The organism is Paenibacillus sp. J22P169 (assembly GCF_059691995.1).
This window is the reverse complement of the sequence record NZ_JCAUAO010000021.1, coordinates 1-26048: the sequence shown is the minus strand read 5'-3', so window position 1 is coordinate 26048 and position 26048 is coordinate 1. Positions and strand designations below refer to the sequence as shown.

Sequence of the window (26048 nt, the reverse complement as noted above, 5' to 3'; positions counted from 1 at the left end):
ATGGCGGAAGGGATCCACGCGTTCCCATCTCGAACACGACCGTTAAGCCTTCCAGCGTCGATGGTACTTGAACCGCAGGGTTCTGGGAGAGTAGAACGTTGCCAAGCAGTTACCCTTTGGGGTATTTTTTTTGCCAGACCCCTGGCATCGAGTAAGGCCCGTTGGTCAAGTGGTTAAGACACCTCCCTTTCACGGAGGTAACAGGGGTTCGAGTCCCCTACGGGTCACCATCTTTCACAAATGTATGAACGCTTAGCTCAGCTGGGAGAGCACTACCTTGACAGGGTAGGGGTCGGCGGTTCGATCCCGTCAGCGTTCACCATAATAGAATTTTAGCATGGAGCTGTGGTGTAGTGGCCTAACATGCCTGCCTGTCACGCAGGAGACCGCGGGTTCGAATCCCGTCAGCTCCGCCATTTTTACAAAAGAAACAACTAGTTTGGCTTTGTAGCTCAGTCGGTAGAGCAGAGGACTGAAAATCCTCGTGTCGGCGGTTCGATTCCGTCCAAAGCCACCATTTTTAAACTTAATAAGCCGTTGTAGCTCAACTGGTAGAGCAACTGACTTGTAATCAGTAGGTTGGGGGTTCAAGTCCTCTCGACGGCACCATTTTTTCAAAAGTGATTTACTTATGTGGCGGTCGTGGCGAAGGGGTTAACGCACCGGTTTGTGGATCCGGCATTCGCGGGTTCAAGTCCCGTCGTCCGCCCATTAATTCACAGTGAAGTCAGCCGCAAGGCTAGCAACTTCATTATTTGCCTGATTTACAGCATGCGCGTATGGCGGAATTGGCAGACGCACTAGACTTAGGATCTAGCGGGCGACCGTGGGGGTTCAAGTCCCTCTACGCGCATCATATGCCGGCATGGCGGAATGGCAGACGCGCTCGACTCAAAATCGAGTCCGAAAGGGTGGAGGTTCGAGTCCTCTTGCCGGTATCAAAAGCAACATACACGAAAAGCCTTACAGCGTAAGGCTTTTTTTGTTTTCCTGCATTCAGTTTTTTGGTGCGAGCTGTTGAATGACCTGATCCACCTTGGCGATATGCTGAGACATTCGATCTGCTGCAAGCTGCTCATCTTGTGCGGCGATTGCTTCTACAATGTCGCGGTGCTCTTGCAGAAGCTGCTCTGCGGAAGCACGTTCGGCAAAAAACCAAAGACGGCGTGAAGCCTTCATGCTCTGTTGCAGTCGCTCCGTCAAAGATTCCATCATACCGATAAAGAGGGCATTCTGGGAAGCCTTGGCGATTGCCATATGAAAGCGAATATCAGCTTGTTCGCTTAATTCTTCATTTTCGAGTGAAGCTTCCATCTCGTGAAGGATTTCTCTGAGCACGGATAAATGATGGTCCGTACGTCGACTGGCTGCTAAAGTTGCACACCCAGCTTCAATAAATCTCCGCACTTCCTGCACTTCCTGAAGAGACTCACTGTGGTCAAAAAGGCTATTCGTCTCTGTCGGTAATTGTGCAACTACATAGGTACCTCCACCATGTCGAATATCAACCCAACCCATGGCTTTGAGTCCGCTGAGAGCCTCCCTAATGGTAGAACGCCCAACTTGAAAGCTTGTCGCAAGATCTATAACCGTGGGCAGCTTGGAACCGGGCGTATAAGTTCCTCCCTCAATTTGAGCTTTGATATGTTGAAGCACGATTTCCGAACCCTTTTGGGGTCGGATTTGCTGAAAAACCATTGGTATCCCCCTGAAAATCTTAGATAAAGTTCTATACATCTATTACATCATAAGCTAAAATAGAATAAAAGTCATCTGATCACATGATCACTTATCCGCGGTTAAAAAATGGTGAAATGAGCTAAAGTAAGTTTACGTGTTTAAAGGGAGGATTCTAAATGTTGGGCAATTCAGTTAGACAACAATTGATAGGGATTGTAGGCGAAGCCTTTTATAAAGATGATATGGAATCACTTGTTACCCATTCGTATGACGGGACGCCAATGCTCCAGTCTTTGCCTGACGGCGTGATTTATCCAAAGGATACTGCGCAGGTCTCTGCGATTATGAAGGTGCTGAATGAGCATCGTATTCCTTTGATCAGCAGGGGCTCAGGTACGAATTTATGCGGAGGTACAGTGCCTGTGCAAGGCGGGATCGTCATGGTCATGCATCGCATGAATGCGATCCTTGATATCGATCTGCAGAATCTGACAGCTACCGTGCAACCTGGGATTATTACGAAGCAATTCATCGAGCATATCGAGGGATTGGGCTTATTTTACCCACCAGATCCGAGTTCGATGGCGATTTCCACCATTGGCGGCAATATCGCGGAGTGCTCGGGCGGACTTCGTGGGTTAAAGTACGGCACGACAAAGGACTACGTGATCGGACTCGAGTGTGTTCTTGCGTCAGGTGAAATTATGCGTACTGGCGGCAAGCTGATGAAGGATGTTGCGGGCTATGATTTAACGAAGCTGCTAGTCGGCTCCGAGGGTACGCTTGCCGTCATTACAGAAGCAACGCTGAAGCTAATTCCGCCTCCGAAGGCGAAGAAAACGATGCTTGCGATGTACAAGGACCTATACGGCGCGGCGCGCACTGTTTCCAAAATCATCGAAAACCGAATCATTCCAGCAACCCTGGAATTCATGGATAACCCGACAATCCGTGTTGTGGATGATTTTGCTAAACTGGGACTGCCGCTAGATATGGCTGCCATTTTGCTCATTGAACAAGATGGTGAGCCAGAAATGGTTGAACGCGACATTGCTCGAATCTCAGAGATTTGTAGAGAAGAGCTGGCAGATGAAGTGAGCATTGCAAGTACACAAGAGGAAGCGCTGAAGCTGCTAACAGCAAGACGCAGTGCGTTTACCGCTCTTGCTCGCTTACGTCCAACGACGATACTTGAGGATGCCACTGTGCCTCGCTCCAAAATCGCGGAGATGGTTCTAGAGATCAATCGAATAGCTACGAAGCATAATGTTCAAATCTGCACCTTTGGTCATGCAGGAGATGGGAATCTACATCCTACGGCAACTACAGATGCAAGAGATCATGATGAGGTTCACCGTGTGGAAGCGGCATTTGAGGAGATCTTTGAGGCGGCGATTCGTTTAGGTGGAACAATTACTGGCGAACATGGTGTTGGGCTAGTGAAAGCGCCATTCCTAGAATGGAAAGTGGGAAGCAGCGGGATCGCAATGATGAAGGGGATTAAGGATGCGTTCGATCCGAACCATATTTTAAATCCAGGCAAAATGTTTGCAAAAGAATCCAGACGCAGGGTGGTGATTGATCGTGTCTAAGGGCCAAGGAGCAACACTTCAGGAAACGTTAATGCAGAAACTGGACTATGACCAATTAACCAATTGCATGCGTTGTGGGTTCTGCCTGCCAGCTTGTCCGACATTTAAAGAAACCGGGATTGAGGCTGAGTCTCCGCGAGGGCGTATCTCTCTGATGAAAGCAGCTGTGGATGGCCTTATGGAGCCAGGGATACGCTTTGAAGATCAGATGAATCACTGCTTAGGCTGCCGTGCGTGTGAGCCTGCCTGTCCAGCAGATGTGAAATATGGTCAATTAATCGAACAGGCGCGCGATGCCATTGAAGTGCATACAACCCAGCATAGATGGTGGGTAAAGGGTGTGCGCAAGCTTGTATTTAAAGAGTTATTCCCATCCCAACGAAGGATGCAACTGCTTGGGACAGGCCTCAATTTTTACAAAATTTCAGGCATCCAGAAGCTAGTTAGAAGTTCCGGTGTAGTCGGTTTATTCTCGAAGCATATGGCTACTATGGAGAAAATACTTCCCGACGCTTCAGGCAAAGGGATTGTTGAGCGGCTCGGCACCTTTATACCAGCTAAAGGTAAAAAGCTTGGGACAGTAGGGATGTTCCGCGGATGTTTGATGGACGTTTTATTCACAGAAACAAATATTAGTACGGTGAAGCTTTTGACTGAAGCTGGTTTCGATGTGGTCATTCCTGAATCGCAGAACTGCTGCGGGGCTCTCCATGCACACAGCGGTGAAAGTGATCAAGCGAAGCAATTGGCTAAAAGTAACATTCGCGCTTTCCAAGAGGCAGGAGTCGATTATATCGTTTCGAATGCAGGAGGTTGTGGAGCAATTCTTGTGGAGTACGATCATCTGCTACATGATGAGGAAGAGTGGAAGGAAGCCTCAACTTGGTTTGCGAAGCGTGTGAAGGATATCAGCTCTATTCTTGTGGAGAAAGGTCGACCTCTTCGTTTTGCTGATACGTTATCTCACCAAGGTCCAACGCGAGTTACGTACCAGGAATCCTGCCATCTTCGTAACGTGATGAAAGGCAGCCAACCAACCAAGCAACTGCTGCAAAGGATCAGTAACACCGCCTATATCGAAATGAAGGATTCTGGCTCATGCTGTGGTTCCGCGGGTATTTATAATATGACGCAGCCTGACATGGCGAATCAAATCCTGGAACATAAGATGGAAAATGTGAATGCGACTACAGCGTCCTATGTGGTTACAAGCAATCCAGGATGCTTACTTCAGATGAAGTTAGGTATTGATAAACATGGGCAAACCGGCAAGATGGAAGCTGTTCATATCGCTGACTTTTTATACGACCGATTGGTGAAGCAAGAGGCATAACTCCCTCATTTAGTAAGAACTAAATGATTTTCGAGAAACCGCAGGCGTCATGCCAAGTACTCTTTTGAACATCGCGTGAAAATGGGGTAAGCTTTCAAATCCGCACAATTCTGCAATTGTACTAACATTGGCATCACTTTCGTGAAGAAGCTGCTTCGCACGGATGATGCGCTTGGTCATAATATAAGTGGTGATATTCATTCCGATCAACTGCTTAAAGACCCTGCTGAAATGAGCTGGAGTAACGGAAGCTTGCTTCGATAACGTTTGGAGTCCGATGTCTTCACAGAAATGCTGATCAATATAGAGTAGGATCTCTCTCATCCATAAGGGACCAACTAGCGAGTCGGCAGTCAGGGATTTGGCATCAGCCTCGACATTACGTTGGATGTAGAGCAATAATTGAAGCAATTGCAGGATGATGGCTTGGCGGTAACCTAAGCTAGGATGCTTAAACTCGTGGTGTATGGTCTCTAGGAGATGATCCACTTGCTGACTCTGTGGTAATCGAGTTTCCAATTTGTAATTCCGACATGTCGCGGCTTGCTCAAAGCTATGCAAATAGGAGAAGTCATCGCCTAACTGGGGTGCCTGGATCATGCTTGGAGAGAAGTAAATTGCAGTGGACGTCACAGGTTCTTCTTTATCTGGGGTTGCCCGGTGAATCGTGTTGCCGGGAATGAGGAACAGGTCACCTGGCTTCATATCATAAAAGGTGTGATCAATAAAGAATGTGCCTCTCCCCCGATACACATACACAATTTCATACCATTCGTGGAAATGATCAGGAAGCTCGCTTTGCGAGCTTTTTGTGTTTTTATAAGCAAAGGACATGGAGAAGGTGTCCTGGCTTTCGAAAATTTTACGAATAGGATCCACGAACGCATCTCCTTCTGTTTCAATGTAGTTCAATAATATCAAAAAACCGTATAGTTATGCTAGATATCGATATTTCATATCGTAATAATGATGATACAATATAAGAAAGCGATATCATTTTAGGTGAAGGAAGAGGAGAATCGCCATGCGTATCGATGCACATCAGCATTATTGGAAGATCGACCGGGGGGACTATGGATGGATTACACCAGCGCTGCCCGTTTTAAATCGTGATTATTTACCGAATGATTTGCTGCCACAGCTCCAACAGTTCAACTTAGATAAGACCATTGTGGTTCAAGCCGCGCCAACGTTAGAAGAAACGGATTATTTGCTTGCCTTAAGTGAGACAACAGATTCGATCGCCGGTGTTGTCGGTTGGCTTGATCTGGACGATCCAGATTATCTTATTCATTATAAAAACAGCAGTCAGCATCCGAACTACGTAGGGTTCAGGGTTATGATTCAAGAGCTTCCTGATGCACAAGTTATCCTTCAGCCGCATTTTGTAGAAGCCTTACGTTATTTCGCTAAGGAAGATGTGCCCGTTGATCTGCTCGTAGTCGCTCATCAGTTAGAACCTGTTATCCAGCTATTGGAGCTAGTGCCCGGTTTACGCGCGGTGATTGATCATATTGCTAAGCCGTCGATTGCCAAAGGGATAATCGAACCATGGAAAAGCCAGATGTCGGAGATTGCGAAGCATCCGAACATCTACTGTAAGGTTTCAGGCATGGTGACCGAAGCTAGCTATTCAGATTGGAAGCCAGAAGATTTTACTGACTATGTCCAGCATATTTTGGGGAGTTTCGGAACTAAGCGTGTGATGTTCGGAAGCGATTGGCCAGTTTGTTTACTCGCGGCTGAGTATGAGGATGTTGTCGGTATCGTGACCCAATCCTTGCCTAATAGTTGGTCGGAAGATGATCGAGCTCGTTTATTCGGACTGAATGCGAAGGAGTTCTATAAATTATGAAATATCGTAAATTGGGCAAAACAGGGCTCGATGTCTCAGTCCTGAGCTTCGGAGCATCGTCACTTGGTTCTGTTTTCCGTGAAACCAATGAGGATGAAAGCATCCGAACGGTTCACACGGCCGTGGATATGGGAATTAATTTAATCGATGTGTCGCCGTATTATGGATTAACGAAAGCCGAGACGGTGCTAGGCAAAGCCATTGCGCAACTAGACCGAGACCGTTTTATTCTAACAACAAAGGCAGGAAGATACGGCGCAGATGAGTTCGATTTCTCCAAAGCACGTATCCTTCAAAGTGTGGATGAAAGCTTGAAACGGCTCCAAACGGACTATATCGATATTTTATACCTGCATGATATTGAGTTCTCGCCATTCCGTAATGTTCTTGAGGGGGCATTTCCGGCACTAGATGAATTGAAGCAGTCAGGAAAAATTCGTTATTTCGGGGTATCCGGGTTACCGATGTCCGTGTTTGAGAAGGCGCTGGCTCACAAAGAGTTGGACTCCGTTTTGTCTTACTGCCACTATGCGCTGAATGATACATCTTTACTGGATGTAGTTCCCCTGCTTGAGCAGCATGGTGTGGGATTAGTGAATGCTTCACCGCTTGCGATGGGCCTGCTGAGTACAAGACCGGCAGCGAAATGGCATCCAGCTTCTGCCGAAATTCAACGATTATGCAAGCAAGCCGCTGATCATTGCGCGAGAAAAGGGACAGACATTGCGAAGCTTGCTGTTCAGTATGCGACAGCGAATGAGCGGATTCCTACAACGCTAGTCAGTACAGCCAACCCGGATAACATCCGCAAAAACATCCAATGGACGGATGAGCCTATGGACACAGAGCTCCTACAAGAGGTGTTGGCGATTTTGGAGCCTATTCATAATCTTTCATGGATTAGTGGGAGACCAGAATATAACGAAAAGACCTATGTTTAAGCATGTTTTAGTTCGGGAAGGGGGCAAACATGAAAGCGATCGTCTGTGAACAAATCGAGCAATTAAAGTATGTCGAGGTAGTGGAACCAACCGTAGGTCAAGGTGAAGCACTCGTTCGTATTCAGCGAATTGGCATATGCGGCACAGATTTACATGCTTTTAAAGGGAATCAGCCGTTTTTTAGCTATCCGCGCATTCTGGGGCATGAGCTGGCAGGATATGTGGAGGAGCTTGGTGAGGGTGTTACGGATGTGGCGATTGGTGATCTCGTCAGTGTCGTACCCTACATGCATTGTGGGGAATGTATAGCGTGCCGTAATGGCAAAACAAATTGCTGCACAGACATGAAGGTGCTGGGGGTACATATTGATGGGGGGATGGTAGAGCGTGTATCTCTTCCTGTGAGTCATTTGATAAAAGCAGTTGGCCTTACGCTTGATCAAGCGGCGATGCTAGAACCTCTAAGTATCGGTGCACATGCGGTGCGAAGATCAGAGCTTCGTACGGGGGAAACCGCGTTAGTGATCGGAGCAGGTCCCATTGGGCTTGGGGTTATGATATTGGCGAAGCAGCTTGGCGCTAATGTCATTGCGATGGATATTAATGAGGAGCGACTAGCGTTTTGCCAGGATTGGGCAGGCGTTGATCATACTGTGAATGCACTCCAACTTCCGAAGGAAAAGCTAGCTGAGCTAACGAATGGCGAATTTCCGACCGTCGTCTTCGACGCAACTGGGAATGCTAGGTCAATGACTGACGCCTTCGGTCTTGTCGCTCATGGCGGCAAGCTTGTGTACGTCGGGCTGGTGAAGGCGGATATTGCTTTTCATGATCCCGACTTCCACAAGAGGGAGCTTACGTTAATGGGCAGCCGGAATGCGACCATGGAGGATTTTGACACTGTGCGCAGCGCATTAGTGGCAGGTAGCATCGACGTCGAGCGCTATATTACGCACCGTTCCTCCTTCGAGGGTATGGTGGATCAATTCGAAACTTGGCTGAAGCCGGAGTCGAAGGTTATTAAGGCGATGGTATGTTTCTAAAAAAAGGGACACACGCAGTGGAGAGCTGCGTGTGTTTTTTCGGCTTGTGGGTATTTCTACACCACAAGCTACTCCCCCTGGCTCCACGCGAGTATAACTGGATACAATACATTTAATCTCGCGGGATTTAGTCTTTTTGAAAGAATAACTGGAAAATACGCAGTTAATTTCAGCGATGTCAGTGGACTCTAGAAAAATGCTCGAATTTAGCTGGAGGAAATCCAGTTATGCGCTCCGTTTGACTAGTTTCAACTGAATTAGCTGTAGTTTTTCCAGTTAAGTTGTCTATTGTTTCAGATCAACTGCCCTGGATTCTCCAACTCAGCCACAAATGCAGCAGCTGCAGTTGATAACGGCATGTTCTTCAGCGTGATAATTCCTATTTTCGTAGACGGTATCGTTGCCTCCAGATTCACTTCGAATAAGCTGCCCTCCGCCAATTCCCTTGCTACAAATTCCTTCGTAACAAAGGAAACACCGAAGCCAATTTTCGCGAATTCAATCAGTAAATCCACGCTGCCAAGTTCAATCTCAGGTTCCAATAACAAGCCATTATCGCTGAATAAACGCGTGACGAACTTCCGTGAGGAGCTATTACTTGAAAATAAGATGATCGGATAAGTCAGCAGCTCTTCGAGTGTAACTAGCCCTTCGGACAGCTCTTTGTACTTAGGGCCAGTAACAAAGCAATCCTGGATTGTGATCCCTTCACGTATCTGAAGCTGCTCATCATGAATAGGTGTTCTTACAATGCCGATGTCAATTTTGCCTTCTTTTAAATTCTTTATTATTTCTGGTGTCGTCCCATGCACCAAATTTATTTGAATATGTGGGTACTGGACATGAAACGATTCTAGAAAAGGAAGCAAATAGTGTTTACATAAGGAATCACTGCCACCGATTTTGATTTCACCACTTGAGAAATTTCGCAGCTCATTCAACTTCTCCTCCGCCAGGGAGATGAAGTTGTAGGCTTGTTCAATATAAGAGTAGAGAATTGCCCCCTCTTTAGTGAGATCAACACCCTTGGACGTACGAGCAAACAAAGGAAGCCCAAGGCATTCCTCTAACAACTTGATGGAGTGAGAGACACTAGGCTGAGTGATATACAGCTCTTTGGCCGCTTTGGACAGGCTTCCGGATTTCGCTGTTAAGTAAAATACTTTATACAACTCGAAATTAACCATATAGACACCTTCTATAGCGAGTATCGAAACTATCAATTATTTGAATGTTTCATCTCCTCTTATAATAAAGAGATAAAGCTTGAAAAACAACCTTATAGATGGAGGCGTATCTCATTGAATGGAACAACGGTTGGAATCGAAGAATTAAGCATTAATGCGATTAGAACGCTTACGATTGATGCTGTTGAGAAAGCAGCTATGGGTCACCCTGGTATGCCGATGGGAGCAGCGCCGATGGCTTATGCGCTTTGGACACGTCATTTGAAACACAATCCAGTTAGCCCGAAATGGGTGGATCGTGATCGTTTCGTACTATCTGCAGGGCACGGCTCCATGTTGCTTTACAGTTTGCTTCACCTAAGCGGCTATGATGTTTCTTTGGACGATATCAAGGAATTCCGTCAATGGGGAAGCCGCACCCCAGGCCATCCGGAGTATGGTCATACAGCTGGTGTAGAAGCAACGACGGGACCACTTGGTCAAGGCGTAGCAATGGCTGTTGGGATGGCGATGGCAGAAGCGCATCAAGCATCCGTATACAACAAGCCGAATTTCCCTGTCGTAGACCATTTCACATATGCGATTTGTGGAGATGGTGACTTGATGGAGGGAGTCTCTTCGGAAGCGGCATCCCTTGCAGGTCATCTTAAACTAGGCAAGCTAGTTGTCCTATATGATTCTAATGATATTTCGCTTGATGGTGACTTGAATATGTCGTTCTCCGAGAACGTCAAGATGCGTTTCGAGTCCTATGGCTGGCAGTACCTCCGTGTGGAAGAACAGAACAACGTCGATGCCATTTCTGCGGCGATCGCAGAAGGCAAGGCCGATCTCAATCGCCCGACGCTGATTGAGATCAAAACAACTATCGGCTTCGGCTCGCCGAACAAAGCCGGCAAGGGCGGCCACGGCGGCACGCACGGCTCGCCGCTAGGCAAAGACGAGCTGCTTCTGACGAAGCAAGCTCTGGGCTGGCCCCTCGAGCCGGACTTCTACGTCCCGGCTGAGGTCTACACCCACTTCGCCCACCACAAGCAGGTGGGCGCTCAAACAGAAGCAGCCTGGGAGCAGCTGTGGAACAGCTACCAGTCTGCCTATCCCGAGCTCGCGAAGCAATTCGAGCTCGCGAACAGCGGCAACCTGCCGGCGGATTGGAACGCCGATGTGCCGCGCTACACCCCAGAGAGCGGCGCGATCTCGACGCGTACCGCATCTGGCAAAGTGATTAACGGCTTGGCGAAGCGTGTACCTCATCTAGTAGGCGGCTCTGCCGACCTAGCGAGCTCCAACTTCACCATGATCGGCGATGCTGCGGCATTCAGCGCAGCAGATTACAGCGGCCGCAACTTCTGGTTCGGCGTCCGGGAATTCGCGATGGGCGCAGCGCTGAACGGCATGCTGCTTCACGGTGGACTGCGCGCTTTCGGCGGTACGTTCCTCGTGTTCAGTGATTACCTTCGCGGGGCGATTCGTTTGTCCGCGCTGATGAAGATCCCGGTTGCGTACGTCTTCACGCATGACAGCATCGCTGTCGGCGAAGATGGTCCGACGCATCAGCCGATTGAACAGATCCCATCCCTGCGGATGATTCCGGATCTGACGTTGTTCCGTCCTGCGGACGCGAATGAAACAGCCGCTGCTTGGGAGTATGTCCTTCAAGCGAAGGAAGGCCCGTTCGTATTCGCGCTTTCGCGTCAAAACTTACCGGTGCTTCCAGGTACAGATACACTTGCTTTTGACCATATTCATCAAGGGGCTTACGTACTAGCTGATGTGGCTTCTGGCGAAACAGTTGATTTGCAACTCATTGCGACAGGCTCAGAAGTGAGCTTAGCACTTGACGTGAAGAAGCAGTTGGCGCAAGATGGTATTGGAGCTCGTGTTATTTCCATGCCAAGCCGTGAATTGTTCGAGCAGCAGCCAGAAGAGGTAAGGAATGCGATTATTTTGCCTCACGTGCGTAACAATGTTGTGATGGAAATGGCTTATCCGGCTGGATGGGAAGAAATTACGGGACAAGACGGCTTCGTTGTCGGCATCCGCAAGTTCGGAGCATCAGCGAAAGCAGATCGCGTCATTCGTGAATATGGCTTTACCGCAGAAGCAATCGTTGGGCAAATCAGACAGAAGTATTTCCAATAAGCACCCATAGCGGGAGAAAAGGTAGGGATACAGAGATGAAATTGTTTATCGACACAGCCAATGTAGAAGAAATTCGTAAAGCGCACGCATTAGGAGTAGTTGCAGGTGTAACCACTAACCCTTCATTGATCGCTAAGGAAGGTAGAGACTTTTTTGAAACTGTGAAAGAAATCATCTCGATCGTTGGCGATGTGCCAATCAGTGCAGAAGTTGTTTCCTTGAAGGCAGACGAAATGGTCGAGCAAGGCAAGAAGCTTGCGGCATTAAGCCCGAATATCGTTATTAAGCTGCCAATGACGTTGGACGGACTGAAAGCGACTAGCGTGTTTAGATCGCTTGGCATTCCAACAAACGTGACGCTGATCTTCAGCTCGACACAAGCTTTGCTTGCTGCTCGTGCAGGTGCAACGTATGTATCTCCGTTTATTGGGCGTTTGGATGATATCAACCAAATCGGAATGAACTTAATTAAAGAAATTAGCCAGATTTTCCAAGTACACGGCATCAAATCCGAAATTATTTCTGCGAGTGTGCGTCACTCCGCTCACGTTATTGAAGCAGCACTTGCGGGATCACATATTGCTACAGTGCCTTACAAGGTGATAGAATCGATGAGTAAACACCCGCTGACAGATGCGGGCATTGAGAAGTTCCTTGCTGATTGGGAAGGCGCTAATCAAGAAAAGTTCTAAAAAAAAGATGACTCGCCCGCCAGGGCGGGTCTTTTTAAAAGGAGCCAATGACGATGATTATCAGTGATGTGAAGCATTTTGAGCAAGAACGGCATCTATGGCCGGAGGCTGTAGCGCGAGGTATCGACTACATTTTGAATCGGAATTTGGGAGAAGTAGAGGTAGGGCGGTATGATTTGGAAGGCGATAATGGCCATTTGATGTATGCCAATGTGCAAGAATCCGTGACGCGTCCAAGGGAAGAGCAGTTGCCAGAGTCTCATATTGTTTATACGGATATTCAGTTTCTGGTGAGCGGCGAGGAACGACTTTGTTTCTATAAGCTACATGAAGGTGCTGAAATCATAGATAACAAATTTGAGACGCATGACGTCGCCTTCTATGCATCCGATTCTGCCCAGAATGAGACGGATATTTTGCTCAAACCCGGCATGTTTGCTGTGTGCTTCCCGTCGGATATTCATCGCCCGAATTGCCTCATTACGGAATCAACAACGAATAAGAAGATTGTTATCAAAATACATAAAAATCTGCTGCATCTGTAGCAAAAAAGTCTGCTCAAGCCAATTTCCTCGGCTGGGCAGACTTTTTGCTTAGGTTTTGTTTTAGCTTTTGTTAGTTTTTGTTTATGCTGTTAGGCTTTACTTGCCATCATTCGAGCTTGCTTCCATTTTCCGAAGCGGTAATAGAGCAAGTTCAAGGTAGCTGCTACACTGAAGCTGACTGGAAAGCTCCACCAAATCACATCGAAGCCGTACTTGTGTGAAAGCACAGTGGCAAGCGGAATGCGAACGAGCAGCAGTGCAACAAATGCAACGATGAGAGGGAACACGACAGATCCCGCAGACCGAACAACACCAGCAACGACATTGAAGATGCCAAAAATAATGAACGACCATAGCGTAATATTGTTAATATGAACGCCAATATCAATCGCTTTTCCTTCTGGAGGCAGGAAGAATGAAACGACTTCACGATTGAACAGGTGGAGCACGACTACAATCAATCCTGTCATCAAGATATTAACTCCGACGCCTGTCCAAGTGATCCGGTTGACGCGATCCCATTTCCCGGCGCCAATGTTTTGCGCGGCCATTGAAGTCACGGCTCCACCAATGGCCATTGCCGGCATCTGAACGTAGCTGGATATTTGCATCGCCACTCCGAAAGCTGCGGTGGATTCAGACCCATAGGCATTCACGAGATGAACCAGCATCAGGTTACTTAGAGAAACAACGACCATATTTAAGCCCATCGGCAGCCCTTTTTGAATCAGTGTCCGAATGATAGTCCAATTAATTCGAAGCAAGGGAATATCCTCTTTGGTAATACGAAGAAAGTACTTCTTCTTATACAAGTAAGCAATGAGAAGTACGAAGCTGACCAATTGGGCAATAAATGTCGCTACGGCGGAGCCGGCAATACCCATTTTCGGGAATGGCCCCATCCCTTGTATGAGCAAAGGATTGAGTGCGACGTCGAGGACAGCGGATAAAAGCAAGAAGTAGAACGGGGTTTTCGCATCTCCCGAGCCTCTTAGAATGGCCATAATCAAGTTATAACCAAACATAAACGGAACACCTGCGAACATAATTCGCGTATACGTAACGGCAAACTCTTTGACATCTGGCGGGGTGTTCATCCAATCCAAGATCGTGGGGGAGAAGATCCATCCTAATAAGGCAACAACAATAGATAGCACGAGGAAAAAGACGGTACTTGTTCCGACTACTTTTTTGGCCTCTTGAACCTTCTTAGCACCGAGATTTTGGCCGATCAGAATGACGGCAGCCATAGCGATCCCAAAGATGGAGCTAATTAAGAAAAACATAATAATGTTCGCATTCGAAGTAGCAGCAAGGGCAACCTCGCCAAGATACTTACCGATCCAAATCGTGTTGATCGACCCATTCAAGGACTGTAGAACGTTGCCTAATAGGATAGGCAGTGAAAATAAGATCAATGTCTTCGTAATCGGGCCCTCCGTTAGTGAGGGGCGAGCTTTTGGAGATGATGATGGCTCTGGCATGATTTCCTCCGTAAATTCACTTGTTCGATAGAATCATTTTCTCACTACTATATCAGTTTCATGCTGCTTTCTGAAATTTTACGGATTGAAGTGTCTAATGTCGGATCCAACGATCGAATAAGAACGGACCAAATGGAATAAATGCCGCAATGAAAGCTGCGAGTACTCGTCCAAAGGACCAGCGATGCAGAAGTGTGACCCAAGCAATCGATAGCAGATAGAGCGCAAATAGAAATCCATGAGCAACCCCTACGACAAAAACAGCTTGTGGCAGATCGAACGCGTATTTAAGTGGCATGGCAATACCTAGTAGAATGAGAAAAGAGGAACCCTCCGCCCAGCCGACATAGCGCAATGTTTGTAAAGAACGTTGTAACACAGTAAGCAACTCCTTTATGAATGAAAGTAAATTCATCCTAAGCTAGAAATATGAATGCAGTATGAACAAGTGATGTCAATTGGACACAATCTAGTTTTTTTAGTACGATAGGCAATAGAACGTATTCCATGCATTCATAGACTCATTTGAGCGTTATATATAGGTAGGGGGAAAGCAGATGCTTCGTCTTGGCGAGAAAATTATCTTCATTGCTGATCGTTTAGAACAGAATCTGCCTATTGGCGGATATGGCTATTTAATTGCTTATGACCGAAATAACGATAACATTTTCGACTATGTCGTACGTGTCCCTAAGGAGAACAAACATTACTATGTAACTGCGACGGATATCGAACTTGAAGAAGTGCTTCTTCAGCAAGAGGCGGAGCAAGTTGAGAGAGAAGCTTTAATAGATTACGCCCTCGCAACGAACAATGAAGCCTTATTCCGCAAAATTATGAATGGCGAGTCCGCCACTGAGCCAGAGAAGGAAAGGGACAAGGAAGTACAGTCCCGTGAAGAATTTATTAAACAAATCGGGCTGAAAGCCTGGATTTAAAATAGCATGCGACGGTGGAAGTGCGCCGTCGTTTTTTTTATACGTTGGCATTTGTGGGATCCCCATCTATTCCCAATCCTTATTCTGGATTGAGTTCGCAAAATTTCTGGGATATAATGAAAAGAATGACTAAACGCTGATACAAGGGGTGTAGAATACGTGAGCATAACGAAGAAAGATGTCGATCATGTGGCCAAGCTGGCTAGACTCGATCTCAATGATACCGAAAAAGATCTATTTACAGATCAGCTTAATGCCATTTTAAAATATGCCGAGCAGCTCAATCAATTGAATACGGAGGGTGTTGTGCCAACCAGTCATGCGATGCCGTTAGTAAACGTCATGCGTGAGGATGTTGCGAAGCCGTCTTTGCCAATTGAAAAAGTAATGCTGAACGCACCAGATCATGAGGATGGGCAGTTCAAGGTTCCTGCTGTTTTAGAATAAGTTAGAGATGAAAGGGAGTGCCTGTCGTTGTCTTTGTTTGAATTAAACCTACAACAAATCCACGCGAAGCTGCAAAGCAAAGAAATTAAGGTTTCAGACCTCGTGGATCAATCTTATACAAGAATTGGGCAAGTGGAGAGCAAGGTTCGCGCTTTCCTTACATTAGATGAAGAGAATGCTCGTCAGACGGCTGCTAAGCTGGACGAGCAGCTTCTAAGCAATGCAACTCGTGGCGATTTATTCGGTTTGCCCATCGGCATCAAAGACAACATGGTAACCGAAGGTTTGAAAACAACCTGCGCAAGCAAATTCTTATCCAATCATATTCCGATTTATGATGCGACTGTCGTGAGCAAGCTTAAGGAAGCGCAAGCGGTTACGATCGGTAAGCTCAACATGGATGAGTTCGCGATGGGCGGCTCCAACGAGAACTCCGCGTTCCACCCAACTCACAATCCGTGGAACACTGAATATGTGCCAGGCGGCTCCAGCGGTGGCTCAGCCGCAGCCGTTGCAGCAGGCGAAGTGTACTTCGCGCTGGGCTCTGACACCGGTGGCTCTATTCGCCAACCGGCAGCTTACTGCGGTATCGTCGGTCTGAAGCCGACGTACGGACTCGTGTCCCGCTATGGTTTGGTCGCTTTCGCGTCCTCTCTTGACCAAATCGGGCCGCTAACGAAGAACGTAGAAGATGCTGCGTACGCTATGCAAGCTATCGCAGGCTATGACCCTAAGGATTCCACTTCTGCGAATGTAGAGATCCCGAACTACCTAAGCGCATTGACCGGGGACGTCAAAGGTCTGCGCATTGGGGTACCCAAAGAGTACATGGGAAAAGGGATCGACCCAGCAGTTAAAGAGAAAATTCTCGAAGCACTCAAAGTACTTGAGGGTCTCGGCGCAGTATGGGAAGAAGTAACGCTTCCACATTCCGAGTATGCTGTAGCAACTTATTACTTGCTGGCTTCTTCCGAGGCTTCCTCGAACTTGGCTCGTTTTGACGGCATCCGTTATGGTGTACGTTCAGATAATGCACGCAATCTGTTGGATCTTTACAATTTATCTCGTAGCGAAGGCTTCGGTCCTGAGGTTAAGCGTCGGATCATGCTAGGTACTTACGCGTTAAGCTCTGGCTATTATGATGCGTATTACCTGAAAGCTCAACAAGTTCGTACATTGATCAAGCAAGACTTTGATCAAGTGTTTAATAACTATGACATCATCATCGGGCCAACGGCTCCAACAACAGCGTTCCGAATCGGTGAGCAAAGCAGCGACCCGCTAACGATGTATTTAAATGATATCATGACCATTCCGGTCAGCTTGGCAGGTATTCCTGCAATTAGCGTACCATGCGGATTCGTGAATGAACTTCCGGTTGGCTTGCAAATTATCGGCAAAGCATTGGATGAAGCTACCGTTTTGCGTGTAGCCCACGCTTTCGAACAGCACACAGACCACCACAAGCAGCGCCCGCAATTGTAAGTTATTAGTTCAAGAGTAACGAAGGAGGCATTCACTTTGTCGGCAACAGATATCCAATTTGAAACCGTAGTCGGTCTTGAAGTTCACGTAGAGCTACATACCGCTTCCAAAATATTTTGTGGTTGTGCAACCTCATTCGGAGCACCTCCGAATACGAACACATGTCCGGTTTGTTTAGGTCATCCGGGTGTATTGCCAGTTCTTAATCGTCAGGCGGTTGAGTATGCAATGAAAGCAGCAATGGCCCTAAATTGTACAATCGCAACGGACAGTAAATTTGATCGCAAAAACTACTTTTACCCAGACTCACCCGATGCTTACCAAACTTCTCAATACGATAAACCGATCGGCGAGCACGGATGGGTTGATATCGAAGTTGGCGGAGTTACCAAACGTATCGGAGTCACGCGTGTTCACTTGGAAGAGGATGCAGGCAAGCTGACGCATATTGATGGCGGCTACGCTTCCCTAGTTGACTTAAACCGTGCAGGAACGCCGTTGATCGAAATCGTATCCGAACCTGATCTGCGCTCACCTGAGGAGGCTCGTGCTTACCTCGAGAAAATTAGAGCAATCATGATCTATTGCGATGTTTCCGATGTGAAAATGGAAGAAGGCTCGCTGCGTTGTGATGCGAACATTTCCATCCGGCCGTTCGGGCAAGAGAAATTCGGTACTCGTGCCGAGCTCAAGAACATGAACTCCTTCCGTGGCGTACAGCGTGGACTTGAGTATGAAGAATACCGTCAAGCGGAGATTCTCAGAAGCGGGGAAGAAGTTATTCAAGAAACTCGCCGTTGGGATGAAACGCAAGGCAAAACTCTCGCAATGCGCGGCAAAGAAGATGCGCACGATTATCGCTATTTCCCAGACCCGGATTTAGTCAGTCTTTATATCGATGATGCGTGGAAAGCGCGTGTGCAAGCTTCAATTCCTGAATTGCCAGATGCGCGTAAAGCGAGATACAGCACTGAATACGGCTTACCTAGCTATGACGCGGCTGTAATCACAGCTTCCATGCAGATGGCTGATTTCTTCGAAGAAAGTTTGAAATATACCCAAGATGCCAAGGCTGTCTCGAACTGGATTATGGGTGACTTACTTGGTTATCTGAACGCGAACTCACTTGAATTTACCGATGCCAAAGTCACAGGCAAAGGATTAGGCGAGATGATCGGTTTAATCGAGAAAGGCACGATTTCCAATAAGATTGCCAAAACTGTGTTTAAAGAAATGATCGAAACGGGGAAAGAACCGCAGAAGATTGTTGAAGAGCAAGGACTTGTTCAAATCAGTGACGAAGGTGCAATTAAAGCGGTTGTTGAGCAAGTTGTTGAGAACAGTCCGCAATCCGTTGCAGATTTCAAAGCTGGTAAGGAAAAAGCCGTAGGCTTCCTAGTCGGACAAGTCATGAAAGAAACCAAAGGTAAAGCAAATCCAGGACTCGTCAACAAATTAATTGTGGAGTGCTTGAACAGTAAATGATAAGGTAGAAGTGGTGCTCCTCGTAGTTAGGGCACCACTTTTTTCAATTCTATCCGTAGGAGTGATTCCACTGACTATCCAGCGACTACAATTGCAAACGAATGAAGAAATCTTAACCCTACTTGCACTTCAAATAGCTTCCTACCGTGTGGAGGCTGAACTGATCGGCTTTGATGATATCCCACCCTTGAAGGATGGCATCCAGTCTATACGCGAAGTGAAGGAAACCTTCTATGGTTACTTTGTTACTGATCATGAGGATCGGACACTTGCAGGCGCGATTTCGTATGAACGTGAAGGTAGCATTGTGACGATTTGCCGTATGATGGTTCATCCCAATTTTTTTCGCAGGGGAATCGCTAGTTCCCTTTTACAGCATATACTGATAGAACAAGAGAGAGAGGGAGCTACTCGATTTATCGTATCCACGGGGTCTGCGAATTTGCCAGCCATTCGGCTCTATGAGGGGTATGATTTCATTGTTAGACGTGTTTTCACTGTTCCGCCGGGTGTTAGTTTGACAACATTCGAGCGTCCTGCTACGGGCTTCTAGAAGCCTAAATTAGTAGTTGATCAGCTTCTCCTTGACGAAGAGTTCTATTATGAAGTAAAAAGGGAGCGTTTACAAAATGGAGAATCCTTGGGTTATTGATCAGTTGCATGTGACAATTAGACTTGTATTAGCACTTTTACTTGGCGGATTAATTGGATTTGAACGTGAGGTTAGTTCTCATGCTGCAGGACTGCGCACGCATATTTTGGTATGTGTCGGTTCCGCTCTTGTCATGCTGCTTTCCATGTACGGGTTTAGTGCTTTTGTGAATGAGGTCAATGTGCGTATCGATCCATCTCGGTTAGCAGCTCAGGTCATTAGTGGTATTGGTTTTCTGGGTGCGGGGACGATTATGTTCAACGGGAGATCTATTACGGGGCTTACGACGGCAGCATCGCTATGGGTTGTTGCAGGAATTGGTCTTGCGATTGGAGCGGGTTTTTACTATCCAGCTGTCTTAGTTTGTTTCATGGTACTGATATCATTATGGATTCTAAATAAAGTTGAGCATAAGTATTTCAATGGGAAGAAAGTACGCATTTTAAAAATACAAGCAGTTGATCAACCAGGTACTTTAGGGTTAATCACAACGATTCTAGGAAAAAGCAAAATAGATATAAAACAAATTAAACTAGAAGAGTCAGAAGACGCAAGTAGAGCGAATCACGTTCAAATTACGTTTCATGTTACAATTCCAAAGCCATCTATTATTGGCCATGTGCTCGAAGAAACCAATCAAATTCAAGGTGTTACTGGTGTGGCCATAGAAAATAGTAAAAATTGAAGGGGTTACCTTGAGATGAACGTCTAAGCTTATGGATGCATGGAAAAGGGGGGCTAGCATGGATGAATTGACGGATGAACAACTAGTAGAAGAGATCCGTCAGGGTCATTCTGATGCCTACCGCATTCTCGTGGAGCGCCATAAGAGTTACATATATACGTTGGTGTATCGCATGATTGGTCATAAGGAAACAGCTGAGGACTTAACCCAGGAAGTTTTTGTAAAGCTGTATCGATCCCTGGGTCATTTTCGCGGAGATGCAAAGCTGACTACGTGGCTATATCGCATAACAACGAATCTCGTGCTCGACTTTCGACGGGTTCAGAAGCGCAGGCCCTATGAAGCGCTGCTGGATAAAATGATAGGCTGGTTTACGGATACTAGAGAAGAGCCCGAGTCCATCGCCGTGCGGAAGGATGAGCAAATGCAAGTGCAGGAGTTGCTCTCTCGTCTTCCGGACAAGTATCGGATTGTTATGGTGCTGTATCATTTTAAACAGTTATCGTATTCAGAAATGAGTGAGATTACTGGACTTCCTATCAAAACGTTAGAAACAAGGCTCTACCGCGGAAAAGCGATGCTCAAAGAAAAATGGCTGGAGGTGAACGTTCATGACGTTGGGGCGCAAGGAAGACATACAACTCGAGCAGTACCTGAATAAGCTCCTGAATGAGATGCCGTTAAGTGAACCGAGTTCTACGATGACAGACCGCATTATGCACGCAATAGGACCCGTAGAATCGACAAGTCCTGTGGGTCATCCACAACGAAGCATGAACAGGCCCTGGATGAATGGAGCCATCGCCATTGCAGCAACCGTTCTTCTGATTCAATCAGGAATGATTGGCCGAATAATACATCTTGCATCGGACATCTCTCAATTGACCGGGTATATTCAGAATTTATCTCAATATTTGTAAGTACAAATGAAATGGAAATGGAGGCTATCCGAATGGACATTCACAAAGACCACCCACATATGCCTGATTACTCAAATCATCCTCCCTATCCACCATTTACGCCGTATTATCCGATTTCTAGAAAACGTAAATGGGCTGCAGGTGTACTTTCTTTCATTCTTCCTGGAGCGGGACATTTTTATCTAGGTCTTATGCAGCGCGGGTTGTTTATCATGATGCTGTTGATTTTAGATATTTTTACGATTACAGCATTGGTAGACAGTCATGATGCGAGTGTACCCACTGTGACACTGTTCGCTTTATTTATTCCTGTGATTTACTGCTATAATCTGTTCGATGCCCTTCAACTAACGGAACATGTGAACAGACGGTTTGAGCTAGGTGAGTTCGCAGCGAGCTCTTACGACACAGATATGAACGATCCTCTCCAAAAGTTGATGAAAGGGACGAACATAGGGGTTATCTTGATCATTGCTGGCGGCTTGATTTTTATGCTTAGTAATAAGCCTAATTGGTTTTCAGCGCTTTTCAATCTGATGGGATCTTTTGCGGGATCGAGTATTCTCGTTCTTGCGGGAGTTGCTATGTTCGTCTTTGATTCTCGGAAAAATAAATGATCTCTTGGCTATGATTCGCATAACCATCATTGACAAAAGTCGAAGAACACACGTACAATATAATGTAAGGTTTTAATGACTAATTCAGGCGGTGAGTACCATGGCAGCACATTTAGAACAGGCTTTAGCAAAGTTGAAAACAACAGGTGTTCGGATGACGCCCCAGCGGTATGCGATTCTTTCCTTTTTGTTGGATTCTATGACTCATCCGACAGCGGATGATATTTACAAATCTCTGGAATCGAAATTTCCTAACATGAGCGTTGCGACTGTTTACAATAATCTTAAAGTATTTATCGAATCGGGACTTGTTCGGGAGTTAACTTACGGGGACAGCTCGAGTCGTTTTGATGCCGATATGACAGATCATTATCATGCGGTTTGTGAGGTTTGCGGGAAAATTTCTGATTTTGAATACCCTCCATTGTCAGACATCGAGACAACAGCAGCGTTGCATACGGGCTTCCAAGTTGGCGGTTACAGACTTGAAATCTATGGCGTATGTCCGGATTGTACGGTTACTACCAAGCATTAACTAAACGTAGAATTCATCATTTTGTGCTTTCATGTTGTATAATGAAACGTGTTCGGCCCTTCTTTAACGAAGAGCGGACACGTTTTTTCTTTATTGCTTTAATAATTGCTCAAAAGGAAGTGAAATGTTGAAATCATCTAATAAAATAATACTGATTAGTGCATTATGTTTAGGGTTGTTCGCGGCAGGTGCGGGCACATTTCTTGTAAAACAGCTAGCACCTAACCGTGCACACGTTGAGCCAGACTTTCATGAACTGACAAAGCCGATTTTTTATGAAGGCAGTTACTATAAATCGAGTGCACTTGGAGAAAAGGAAGGTCTGAAGCTTCCTCTTGATCTCGTTCAGAAATGGATCGATCCAACGATTATATATGAGAAGAGTAGCGAGTCTGTCATTTTAACCACGAAAGATAAAGTCATGCGAATGAAGACAACAGAGCTATCAGCAATGATGAATGAGAAACCATTCTCATTATCCTTTCCCGTTGAAAAGAAGGAAGATACGATCTACCTGCCGATTGAACCATTGAAGCAGCTGTATCCATTTGAAATTCGCGAATCAGCAAAATCAGGTGCAGTCTTGTTATTTAAACAAGGCGATGTTATCAAGTGGGGGAAGCAAACAGGGAAGAAAGAGTCTCAATTACGAACGGAGGCTACAATAAAAGCGCCGATTGTCTCGACCATTGCTGTAAATGAACAGGTTATGCTGTTAGGAAGCGAAGAAAATTGGTACAAAGTGCAGCTAGAGAGCGGCCCGATTGGATTCGTTCGAAAGAGCGAAATCACGGAGGATCATGAGGAAACGATCCCCCAACAAGAGAAGTCATCGTCTACCTATGTGCCATGGAAGCCAATTGCCGGAAAGCTCAATATGACTTGGGAACATGTCATTTCGAAGAATCCGGACACATCTAAGATCGGTGAGATGCCTGGACTGCAAGTCATAAGTCCAACTTGGTTTTCAGTAGCAGATAGTGAAGGGCGAGTCAGCAACTTAGCGGATGCCTCGTATGTGAAATGGGCGCACGATAACAACTATCAAGTATGGGCATTGTTTAGTAATGGCTTTGATGCAGATCGGACGAACAAGGTATTAGCCAACTATGATCTACGTATGAAAATTATTAAGCAATTGCTTGGCTTTGCCCAGACTTACAACCTTCAAGGTATTAATATCGATTTTGAAAATGTATATCTCAAAGATAAAGAAAACCTCGTCCAATTCGTACGTGAAATGACGCCGCTTATGCATGCACAGGGCCTATCGGTGTCCATAGATGTAACACCTAAATCGACCAATGAAATGTGGTCCATGTTCTACGATAGACCGGCCTTAGCAGAAGTAGTCGATTATATGATGGTAATGGCCTATGACGAGTACTGGGCCACGAGTCCGAAGTCTGGTTCGGTCTCTTCCTTACCATGGGTAGAAAGGTCCGTTACAACGCTTCTGACAACGGATAAAATACCGCCATCTAAGCTTGTACTCGGCGTACCATTCTATACGCGTCAGTGGACCGAAGAGACGAAGAATGGCAAATTTACTACTACCTCCAAGACACTAACTATGGAAGCTGCGCAAGCTATTATCAAGGATAAGAAGCTTACGCCTACTTTTTTAGCAGATACAGGTCAAAATTATGTGGAATACAAAGACGGAAATAAACTGATTCGCATTTGGCTGGAGGATGAAGTTTCCTTAAAAGCGAGGTTAGCTTTAGTCGAAAAGTATGATCTAGCTGGTGTAGCCTCTTGGAGAAGAGGATTTGAAAAGCCTGCAATTTGGCAAGTCACGAAGGATGCCTTACCAACTGCTCCATAATTACGCGGCAATTATTCTTTTTATCCCAAAGAAAGCCGAACCCAGTTCTGGGTTCGGCTTTCTTTTTTTAACTAGTGAGGCTTATGCTCGTGTTCACGACTTGGCTCGAATGGAGCAGATTGTGTGGCCGCCGTTTCGTTTTCACCAACCGGCTCATATTGTGGATCAATCGTTAGAATGGTTTTACAGAACATGCAGCGGTCAGTTTTACCCAGCATTTTCGTTCGTCTGCCGCATTCCGGGCAATCGATGACAGTTGCTGATGTAGAAAGCATCCCCGCCCAGAAGTAAATACCCATACTCACCAATACACTGATCATTCCAATAATCATGAAGATGACGGCAATTACTCGTCCAGCTTGTCCCCAATCGAAAACGACGCCAGCAAGTCCTATAATCATAAGCAGCATCCCACCCATGGTCATCACAAGTCCCCATAAGCGGAATTCATTTACTTTACTTGATCTAAATCGCACTTTCTGTTCCTCCCCAATTCTTCTACCTCATGTTTTGTATGATTTGTCACAGAAATCAGCAGGAAACCCATTCACCCATGTAGAAATAAGTAAGAAACAATCGGAGACAGGAGCTTTGGAAACCCATGGGAATTAATAAAGAGCAGTTATTGCTTAAGTTCCGGAATGACCCTAGAATCATTAGCGTCATGGCGGTAGACAATCCTAAGCAACTTCCCTCACTGACAGATGGTTTTGATACGTTGCTTTTAATAGTAACGAACGACCTGAGCCTGAACAATCATATAACTAATTATATAAGAGACGATTCACGGATACAAGAAAGATGGACAGATCCTGCTTCTATTGAGCAATGGATCCGGCACGGTGTTAATCGCAATATTCTTCACTGGCTGTTAAAAGGGGAGATACTTCTGGATCAGAACACTTATTTAGAAGGCCTGCGCCATCGAATACTTGAATTTCCCGGGGACTTGCGTGAGCAGAAGTTGCTTATTGAATTTTCACATTTCTTGCGTAAATATTTGCAAAGCAAAGAATACATTCTCGATGACCACATCTTAGATGCCTATAACAACATTCTCGAAGCGCTTCATCACTGGGCTCGCATTGTTATTGTGGAAGATGGCTATCACCCTGAAATCACGGTATGGAGACAGATTCGTGCCATTAATCCCGGGGTCTATAAGCTTTATGAAGAGTTAACGATGAGTAAAGAGACATTGAAGCAGCGGGTTCAGCTTGTTTTACTTGCTTGCGAGTTTTCGGTTATGTCCAAAATGGAGCGTTGTTGCGAGGCGTTTATTCAAATCCTCAGGGACAGCGAGCATCCGCTTAGCTCAGATGAACTCCAACATCATGCGCAGTTAGTTGAAATAAAGTCAGAGCTTCCTTTGTTACTCAATAAACTAGTCAAAAAAGGTTTAATTAAAGAAGTAGCAGTTATCATTGATGATCACACATCTGAAATCGAGCTGAGATATACAAGTATATAGTGCATAAAACCTTTAAGAATCAGGTGTTTTCCTGGTTCTTTTTTTATTCTCATTTTAATGCTTGACTTTGATTGCGATTCTATGATAAATTAACTCTCGCCGCTAAAAACGGTAACGCATTTGAAGCCAACGAGTTATATCATCTCAAGCGAAGTTAGAAAAAAGAAAAATAAAAAAAGCTTGCATTGAGTGGTTCGAATGTGATATATTATAAAAGTCGCCGCTAAACGGATGACGAAAAAAACGAAACAAATTGATCTTTGAAAACTGAACAACGAGTGAGTAAGCACGAACGAGAAATCGTTCAAAAAAGAGATTGCAAAATCTCGCTAGCAACGCAAATGAGCAATTAAGCTTTCGAATAGGACGAGCAATCGTTCACTATTATGGAGAGTTTGATCCTGGCTCAGGACGAACGCTGGCGGCGTGCCTAATACATGCAAGTCGAGCGGGTTTATCCTTCGGGGTAAGCTAGCGGCGGACGGGTGAGT

At 45.9% G+C, this 26048-nt stretch carries 26 protein-coding genes, 8 tRNA genes and 2 rRNA genes; 30 read left to right on the top strand and 6 right to left on the bottom strand.

Annotated features, from left to right (window positions below):
• From rrf to AC58QG_RS36170, 9 genes are all read left to right on the top strand, one after another.
• Positions 1-107 (top strand): 5S ribosomal RNA (gene rrf / locus AC58QG_RS36210); the annotation flags it as partial.
• 48 nt (positions 108-155) lie between these two features.
• Positions 156-230 (top strand) — tRNA-Glu (locus AC58QG_RS36205).
• A 16-nt stretch (positions 231-246) separates the two neighbouring features.
• Positions 247-322, top strand: a tRNA-Val gene (locus AC58QG_RS36200).
• Positions 323-339: 17 nt separating this feature from the next.
• Positions 340-416, top strand: a tRNA-Asp gene (locus tag AC58QG_RS36195).
• A gap of 25 nt (positions 417-441) precedes the next feature.
• A tRNA-Phe gene (locus tag AC58QG_RS36190) sits at positions 442-517 on the top strand.
• A gap of 16 nt (positions 518-533) precedes the next feature.
• Positions 534-609: transfer RNA gene (locus AC58QG_RS36185), tRNA-Thr, on the top strand.
• Positions 610-636: 27 nt separating this feature from the next.
• A tRNA-His gene (locus AC58QG_RS36180) sits at positions 637-709 on the top strand.
• 64 nt (positions 710-773) lie between these two features.
• A tRNA-Leu gene (locus tag AC58QG_RS36175) sits at positions 774-853 on the top strand.
• A 6-nt stretch (positions 854-859) separates the two neighbouring features.
• Positions 860-938: transfer RNA gene (locus tag AC58QG_RS36170), tRNA-Leu, on the top strand.
• Between the two features lie 58 nt (positions 939-996).
• On the opposite strand, the gene AC58QG_RS36165 is transcribed toward AC58QG_RS36170, so the two are convergent.
• Positions 997-1698: a FadR/GntR family transcriptional regulator gene (locus AC58QG_RS36165; RefSeq protein WP_497366778.1), complete on the bottom strand. Its 702-nt coding sequence runs from the start codon at positions 1696-1698 to the stop codon at positions 997-999.
• A 158-nt stretch (positions 1699-1856) separates the two neighbouring features.
• Here AC58QG_RS36165 and AC58QG_RS36160 point away from each other — a divergent pair, with 158 nt between their 5' ends.
• Positions 1857-3272, top strand: coding sequence for an FAD-linked oxidase C-terminal domain-containing protein (locus AC58QG_RS36160; protein ID WP_497366777.1), 1416 nt, complete (start codon positions 1857-1859; stop codon positions 3270-3272).
• 31 nt (positions 3273-3303) lie between these two features.
• Positions 3304-4605 (top strand): (Fe-S)-binding protein, encoded by a 1302-nt coding sequence (locus tag AC58QG_RS36155; protein ID WP_497366779.1) that lies wholly within the window; start codon positions 3304-3306, stop codon positions 4603-4605.
• Positions 4606-4614: 9 nt separating this feature from the next.
• On the opposite strand, the gene AC58QG_RS36150 is transcribed toward AC58QG_RS36155, so the two are convergent.
• Positions 4615-5484, bottom strand: a complete 870-nt coding sequence (locus AC58QG_RS36150) for an AraC family ligand binding domain-containing protein (RefSeq protein WP_497366776.1) — start codon at positions 5482-5484, stop codon at positions 4615-4617.
• Positions 5485-5629: 145 nt separating this feature from the next.
• Between AC58QG_RS36150 and AC58QG_RS36145 the strand changes: the two genes are divergently transcribed.
• The 3 genes from AC58QG_RS36145 to AC58QG_RS36135 are packed head-to-tail and all read left to right on the top strand — an operon-like array spanning position 5630 to position 8444.
• A complete protein-coding gene (locus tag AC58QG_RS36145) occupies positions 5630-6460 on the top strand; it encodes an amidohydrolase family protein (protein ID WP_497366775.1) in 831 nt (276 codons plus the stop codon).
• On the top strand, positions 6457-7401 hold the full coding sequence (locus AC58QG_RS36140) for an aldo/keto reductase (RefSeq protein ID WP_497366774.1): 945 nt from the start codon (positions 6457-6459) through the stop codon (positions 7399-7401). The genes AC58QG_RS36145 and AC58QG_RS36140 overlap by 4 nt, the downstream gene beginning before the upstream one ends.
• A gap of 29 nt (positions 7402-7430) precedes the next feature.
• Complete coding sequence (locus AC58QG_RS36135) at positions 7431-8444, top strand: zinc-binding alcohol dehydrogenase family protein (protein ID WP_497366773.1); 1014 nt, start codon at positions 7431-7433, stop codon at positions 8442-8444.
• Between the two features lie 293 nt (positions 8445-8737).
• On the opposite strand, the gene AC58QG_RS36130 is transcribed toward AC58QG_RS36135, so the two are convergent.
• A complete protein-coding gene (locus tag AC58QG_RS36130) occupies positions 8738-9631 on the bottom strand; it encodes a LysR family transcriptional regulator (RefSeq protein WP_497366772.1) in 894 nt (297 codons plus the stop codon).
• Between the two features lie 114 nt (positions 9632-9745).
• On the opposite strand from AC58QG_RS36130, the gene tkt reads away from it, so the two are divergent.
• Genes tkt through AC58QG_RS36115 form a run of 3 tightly spaced genes read left to right on the top strand, consistent with a single transcriptional unit; the run spans position 9746 to position 13010 of the window.
• Positions 9746-11773, top strand: coding sequence for a transketolase (tkt, locus tag AC58QG_RS36125; protein ID WP_497366771.1), 2028 nt, complete (start codon positions 9746-9748; stop codon positions 11771-11773).
• A gap of 35 nt (positions 11774-11808) precedes the next feature.
• On the top strand, positions 11809-12465 hold the full coding sequence (gene fsa / locus AC58QG_RS36120) for a fructose-6-phosphate aldolase (RefSeq protein ID WP_497366770.1): 657 nt from the start codon (positions 11809-11811) through the stop codon (positions 12463-12465).
• A 53-nt stretch (positions 12466-12518) separates the two neighbouring features.
• Positions 12519-13010 (top strand): NanQ anomerase/TabA/YiaL family protein, encoded by a 492-nt coding sequence (locus AC58QG_RS36115; RefSeq protein ID WP_497366769.1) that lies wholly within the window; start codon positions 12519-12521, stop codon positions 13008-13010.
• Between the two features lie 89 nt (positions 13011-13099).
• On the opposite strand, the gene AC58QG_RS36110 is transcribed toward AC58QG_RS36115, so the two are convergent.
• Together AC58QG_RS36110 and AC58QG_RS36105 are read right to left on the bottom strand one after the other, a co-directional pair.
• Positions 13100-14494 (bottom strand): MATE family efflux transporter, encoded by a 1395-nt coding sequence (locus tag AC58QG_RS36110; RefSeq protein ID WP_497366768.1) that lies wholly within the window; start codon positions 14492-14494, stop codon positions 13100-13102.
• 94 nt (positions 14495-14588) lie between these two features.
• The gene (locus AC58QG_RS36105) at positions 14589-14909 is read right to left on the bottom strand and encodes a DUF3817 domain-containing protein (protein WP_497366767.1); all 321 of its coding nucleotides are present in this window, start codon (positions 14907-14909) and stop codon (positions 14589-14591) included.
• A gap of 142 nt (positions 14910-15051) precedes the next feature.
• Between AC58QG_RS36105 and AC58QG_RS36100 the strand changes: the two genes are divergently transcribed.
• The 11 genes from AC58QG_RS36100 to AC58QG_RS36050 all read left to right on the top strand — a co-directional run bounded on the left by AC58QG_RS36100 (position 15052) and on the right by AC58QG_RS36050 (position 24086).
• Positions 15052-15432, top strand: coding sequence for an ATPase (locus tag AC58QG_RS36100; RefSeq protein ID WP_171636363.1), 381 nt, complete (start codon positions 15052-15054; stop codon positions 15430-15432).
• Positions 15433-15591: 159 nt separating this feature from the next.
• Positions 15592-15879 (top strand): Asp-tRNA(Asn)/Glu-tRNA(Gln) amidotransferase subunit GatC, encoded by a 288-nt coding sequence (gene gatC, locus AC58QG_RS36095; RefSeq protein ID WP_056620610.1) that lies wholly within the window; start codon positions 15592-15594, stop codon positions 15877-15879.
• A 27-nt stretch (positions 15880-15906) separates the two neighbouring features.
• Positions 15907-17364: an Asp-tRNA(Asn)/Glu-tRNA(Gln) amidotransferase subunit GatA gene (gene gatA, locus AC58QG_RS36090; protein WP_497366766.1), complete on the top strand. Its 1458-nt coding sequence runs from the start codon at positions 15907-15909 to the stop codon at positions 17362-17364.
• Between the two features lie 36 nt (positions 17365-17400).
• Entirely contained in the window at positions 17401-18849 is a 1449-nt protein-coding gene (gene gatB / locus AC58QG_RS36085; RefSeq protein ID WP_497366765.1) for an Asp-tRNA(Asn)/Glu-tRNA(Gln) amidotransferase subunit GatB, read from the top strand.
• Positions 18850-18940: 91 nt separating this feature from the next.
• Complete coding sequence (locus tag AC58QG_RS36080; protein WP_497366764.1) at positions 18941-19402, top strand: GNAT family N-acetyltransferase; 462 nt, start codon at positions 18941-18943, stop codon at positions 19400-19402.
• A gap of 76 nt (positions 19403-19478) precedes the next feature.
• Positions 19479-20186: an MgtC/SapB family protein gene (locus tag AC58QG_RS36075; protein ID WP_497366763.1), complete on the top strand. Its 708-nt coding sequence runs from the start codon at positions 19479-19481 to the stop codon at positions 20184-20186.
• 58 nt (positions 20187-20244) lie between these two features.
• On the top strand, positions 20245-20847 hold the full coding sequence (locus AC58QG_RS36070) for an RNA polymerase sigma factor (RefSeq protein WP_497366762.1): 603 nt from the start codon (positions 20245-20247) through the stop codon (positions 20845-20847).
• The gene (locus AC58QG_RS36065; protein WP_497366761.1) at positions 20798-21106 is read left to right on the top strand and encodes a hypothetical protein; all 309 of its coding nucleotides are present in this window, start codon (positions 20798-20800) and stop codon (positions 21104-21106) included. Before AC58QG_RS36070 ends, AC58QG_RS36065 begins: the two co-directional genes overlap by 50 nt.
• A 32-nt stretch (positions 21107-21138) precedes the next feature.
• Positions 21139-21723: a hypothetical protein gene (locus AC58QG_RS36060; protein WP_497366760.1), complete on the top strand. Its 585-nt coding sequence runs from the start codon at positions 21139-21141 to the stop codon at positions 21721-21723.
• A gap of 100 nt (positions 21724-21823) precedes the next feature.
• Entirely contained in the window at positions 21824-22258 is a 435-nt protein-coding gene (gene perR, locus AC58QG_RS36055) for a peroxide-responsive transcriptional repressor PerR (RefSeq protein ID WP_056620600.1), read from the top strand.
• A 124-nt stretch (positions 22259-22382) separates the two neighbouring features.
• Positions 22383-24086: a glycosyl hydrolase family 18 protein gene (locus AC58QG_RS36050; RefSeq protein WP_497366759.1), complete on the top strand. Its 1704-nt coding sequence runs from the start codon at positions 22383-22385 to the stop codon at positions 24084-24086.
• A 71-nt stretch (positions 24087-24157) separates the two neighbouring features.
• On the opposite strand, the gene AC58QG_RS36045 is transcribed toward AC58QG_RS36050, so the two are convergent.
• On the bottom strand, positions 24158-24562 hold the full coding sequence (locus tag AC58QG_RS36045; RefSeq protein ID WP_497366758.1) for a YgzB family protein: 405 nt from the start codon (positions 24560-24562) through the stop codon (positions 24158-24160).
• A 125-nt stretch (positions 24563-24687) separates the two neighbouring features.
• On the opposite strand from AC58QG_RS36045, the gene AC58QG_RS36040 reads away from it, so the two are divergent.
• Both AC58QG_RS36040 and AC58QG_RS36035 read left to right on the top strand, forming a co-directional pair.
• Complete coding sequence (locus tag AC58QG_RS36040; protein WP_497366757.1) at positions 24688-25557, top strand: nucleotidyltransferase-like protein; 870 nt, start codon at positions 24688-24690, stop codon at positions 25555-25557.
• Positions 25558-25940: 383 nt separating this feature from the next.
• A 16S ribosomal RNA gene (locus tag AC58QG_RS36035) occupies positions 25941-26048 on the top strand; the annotation flags it as partial.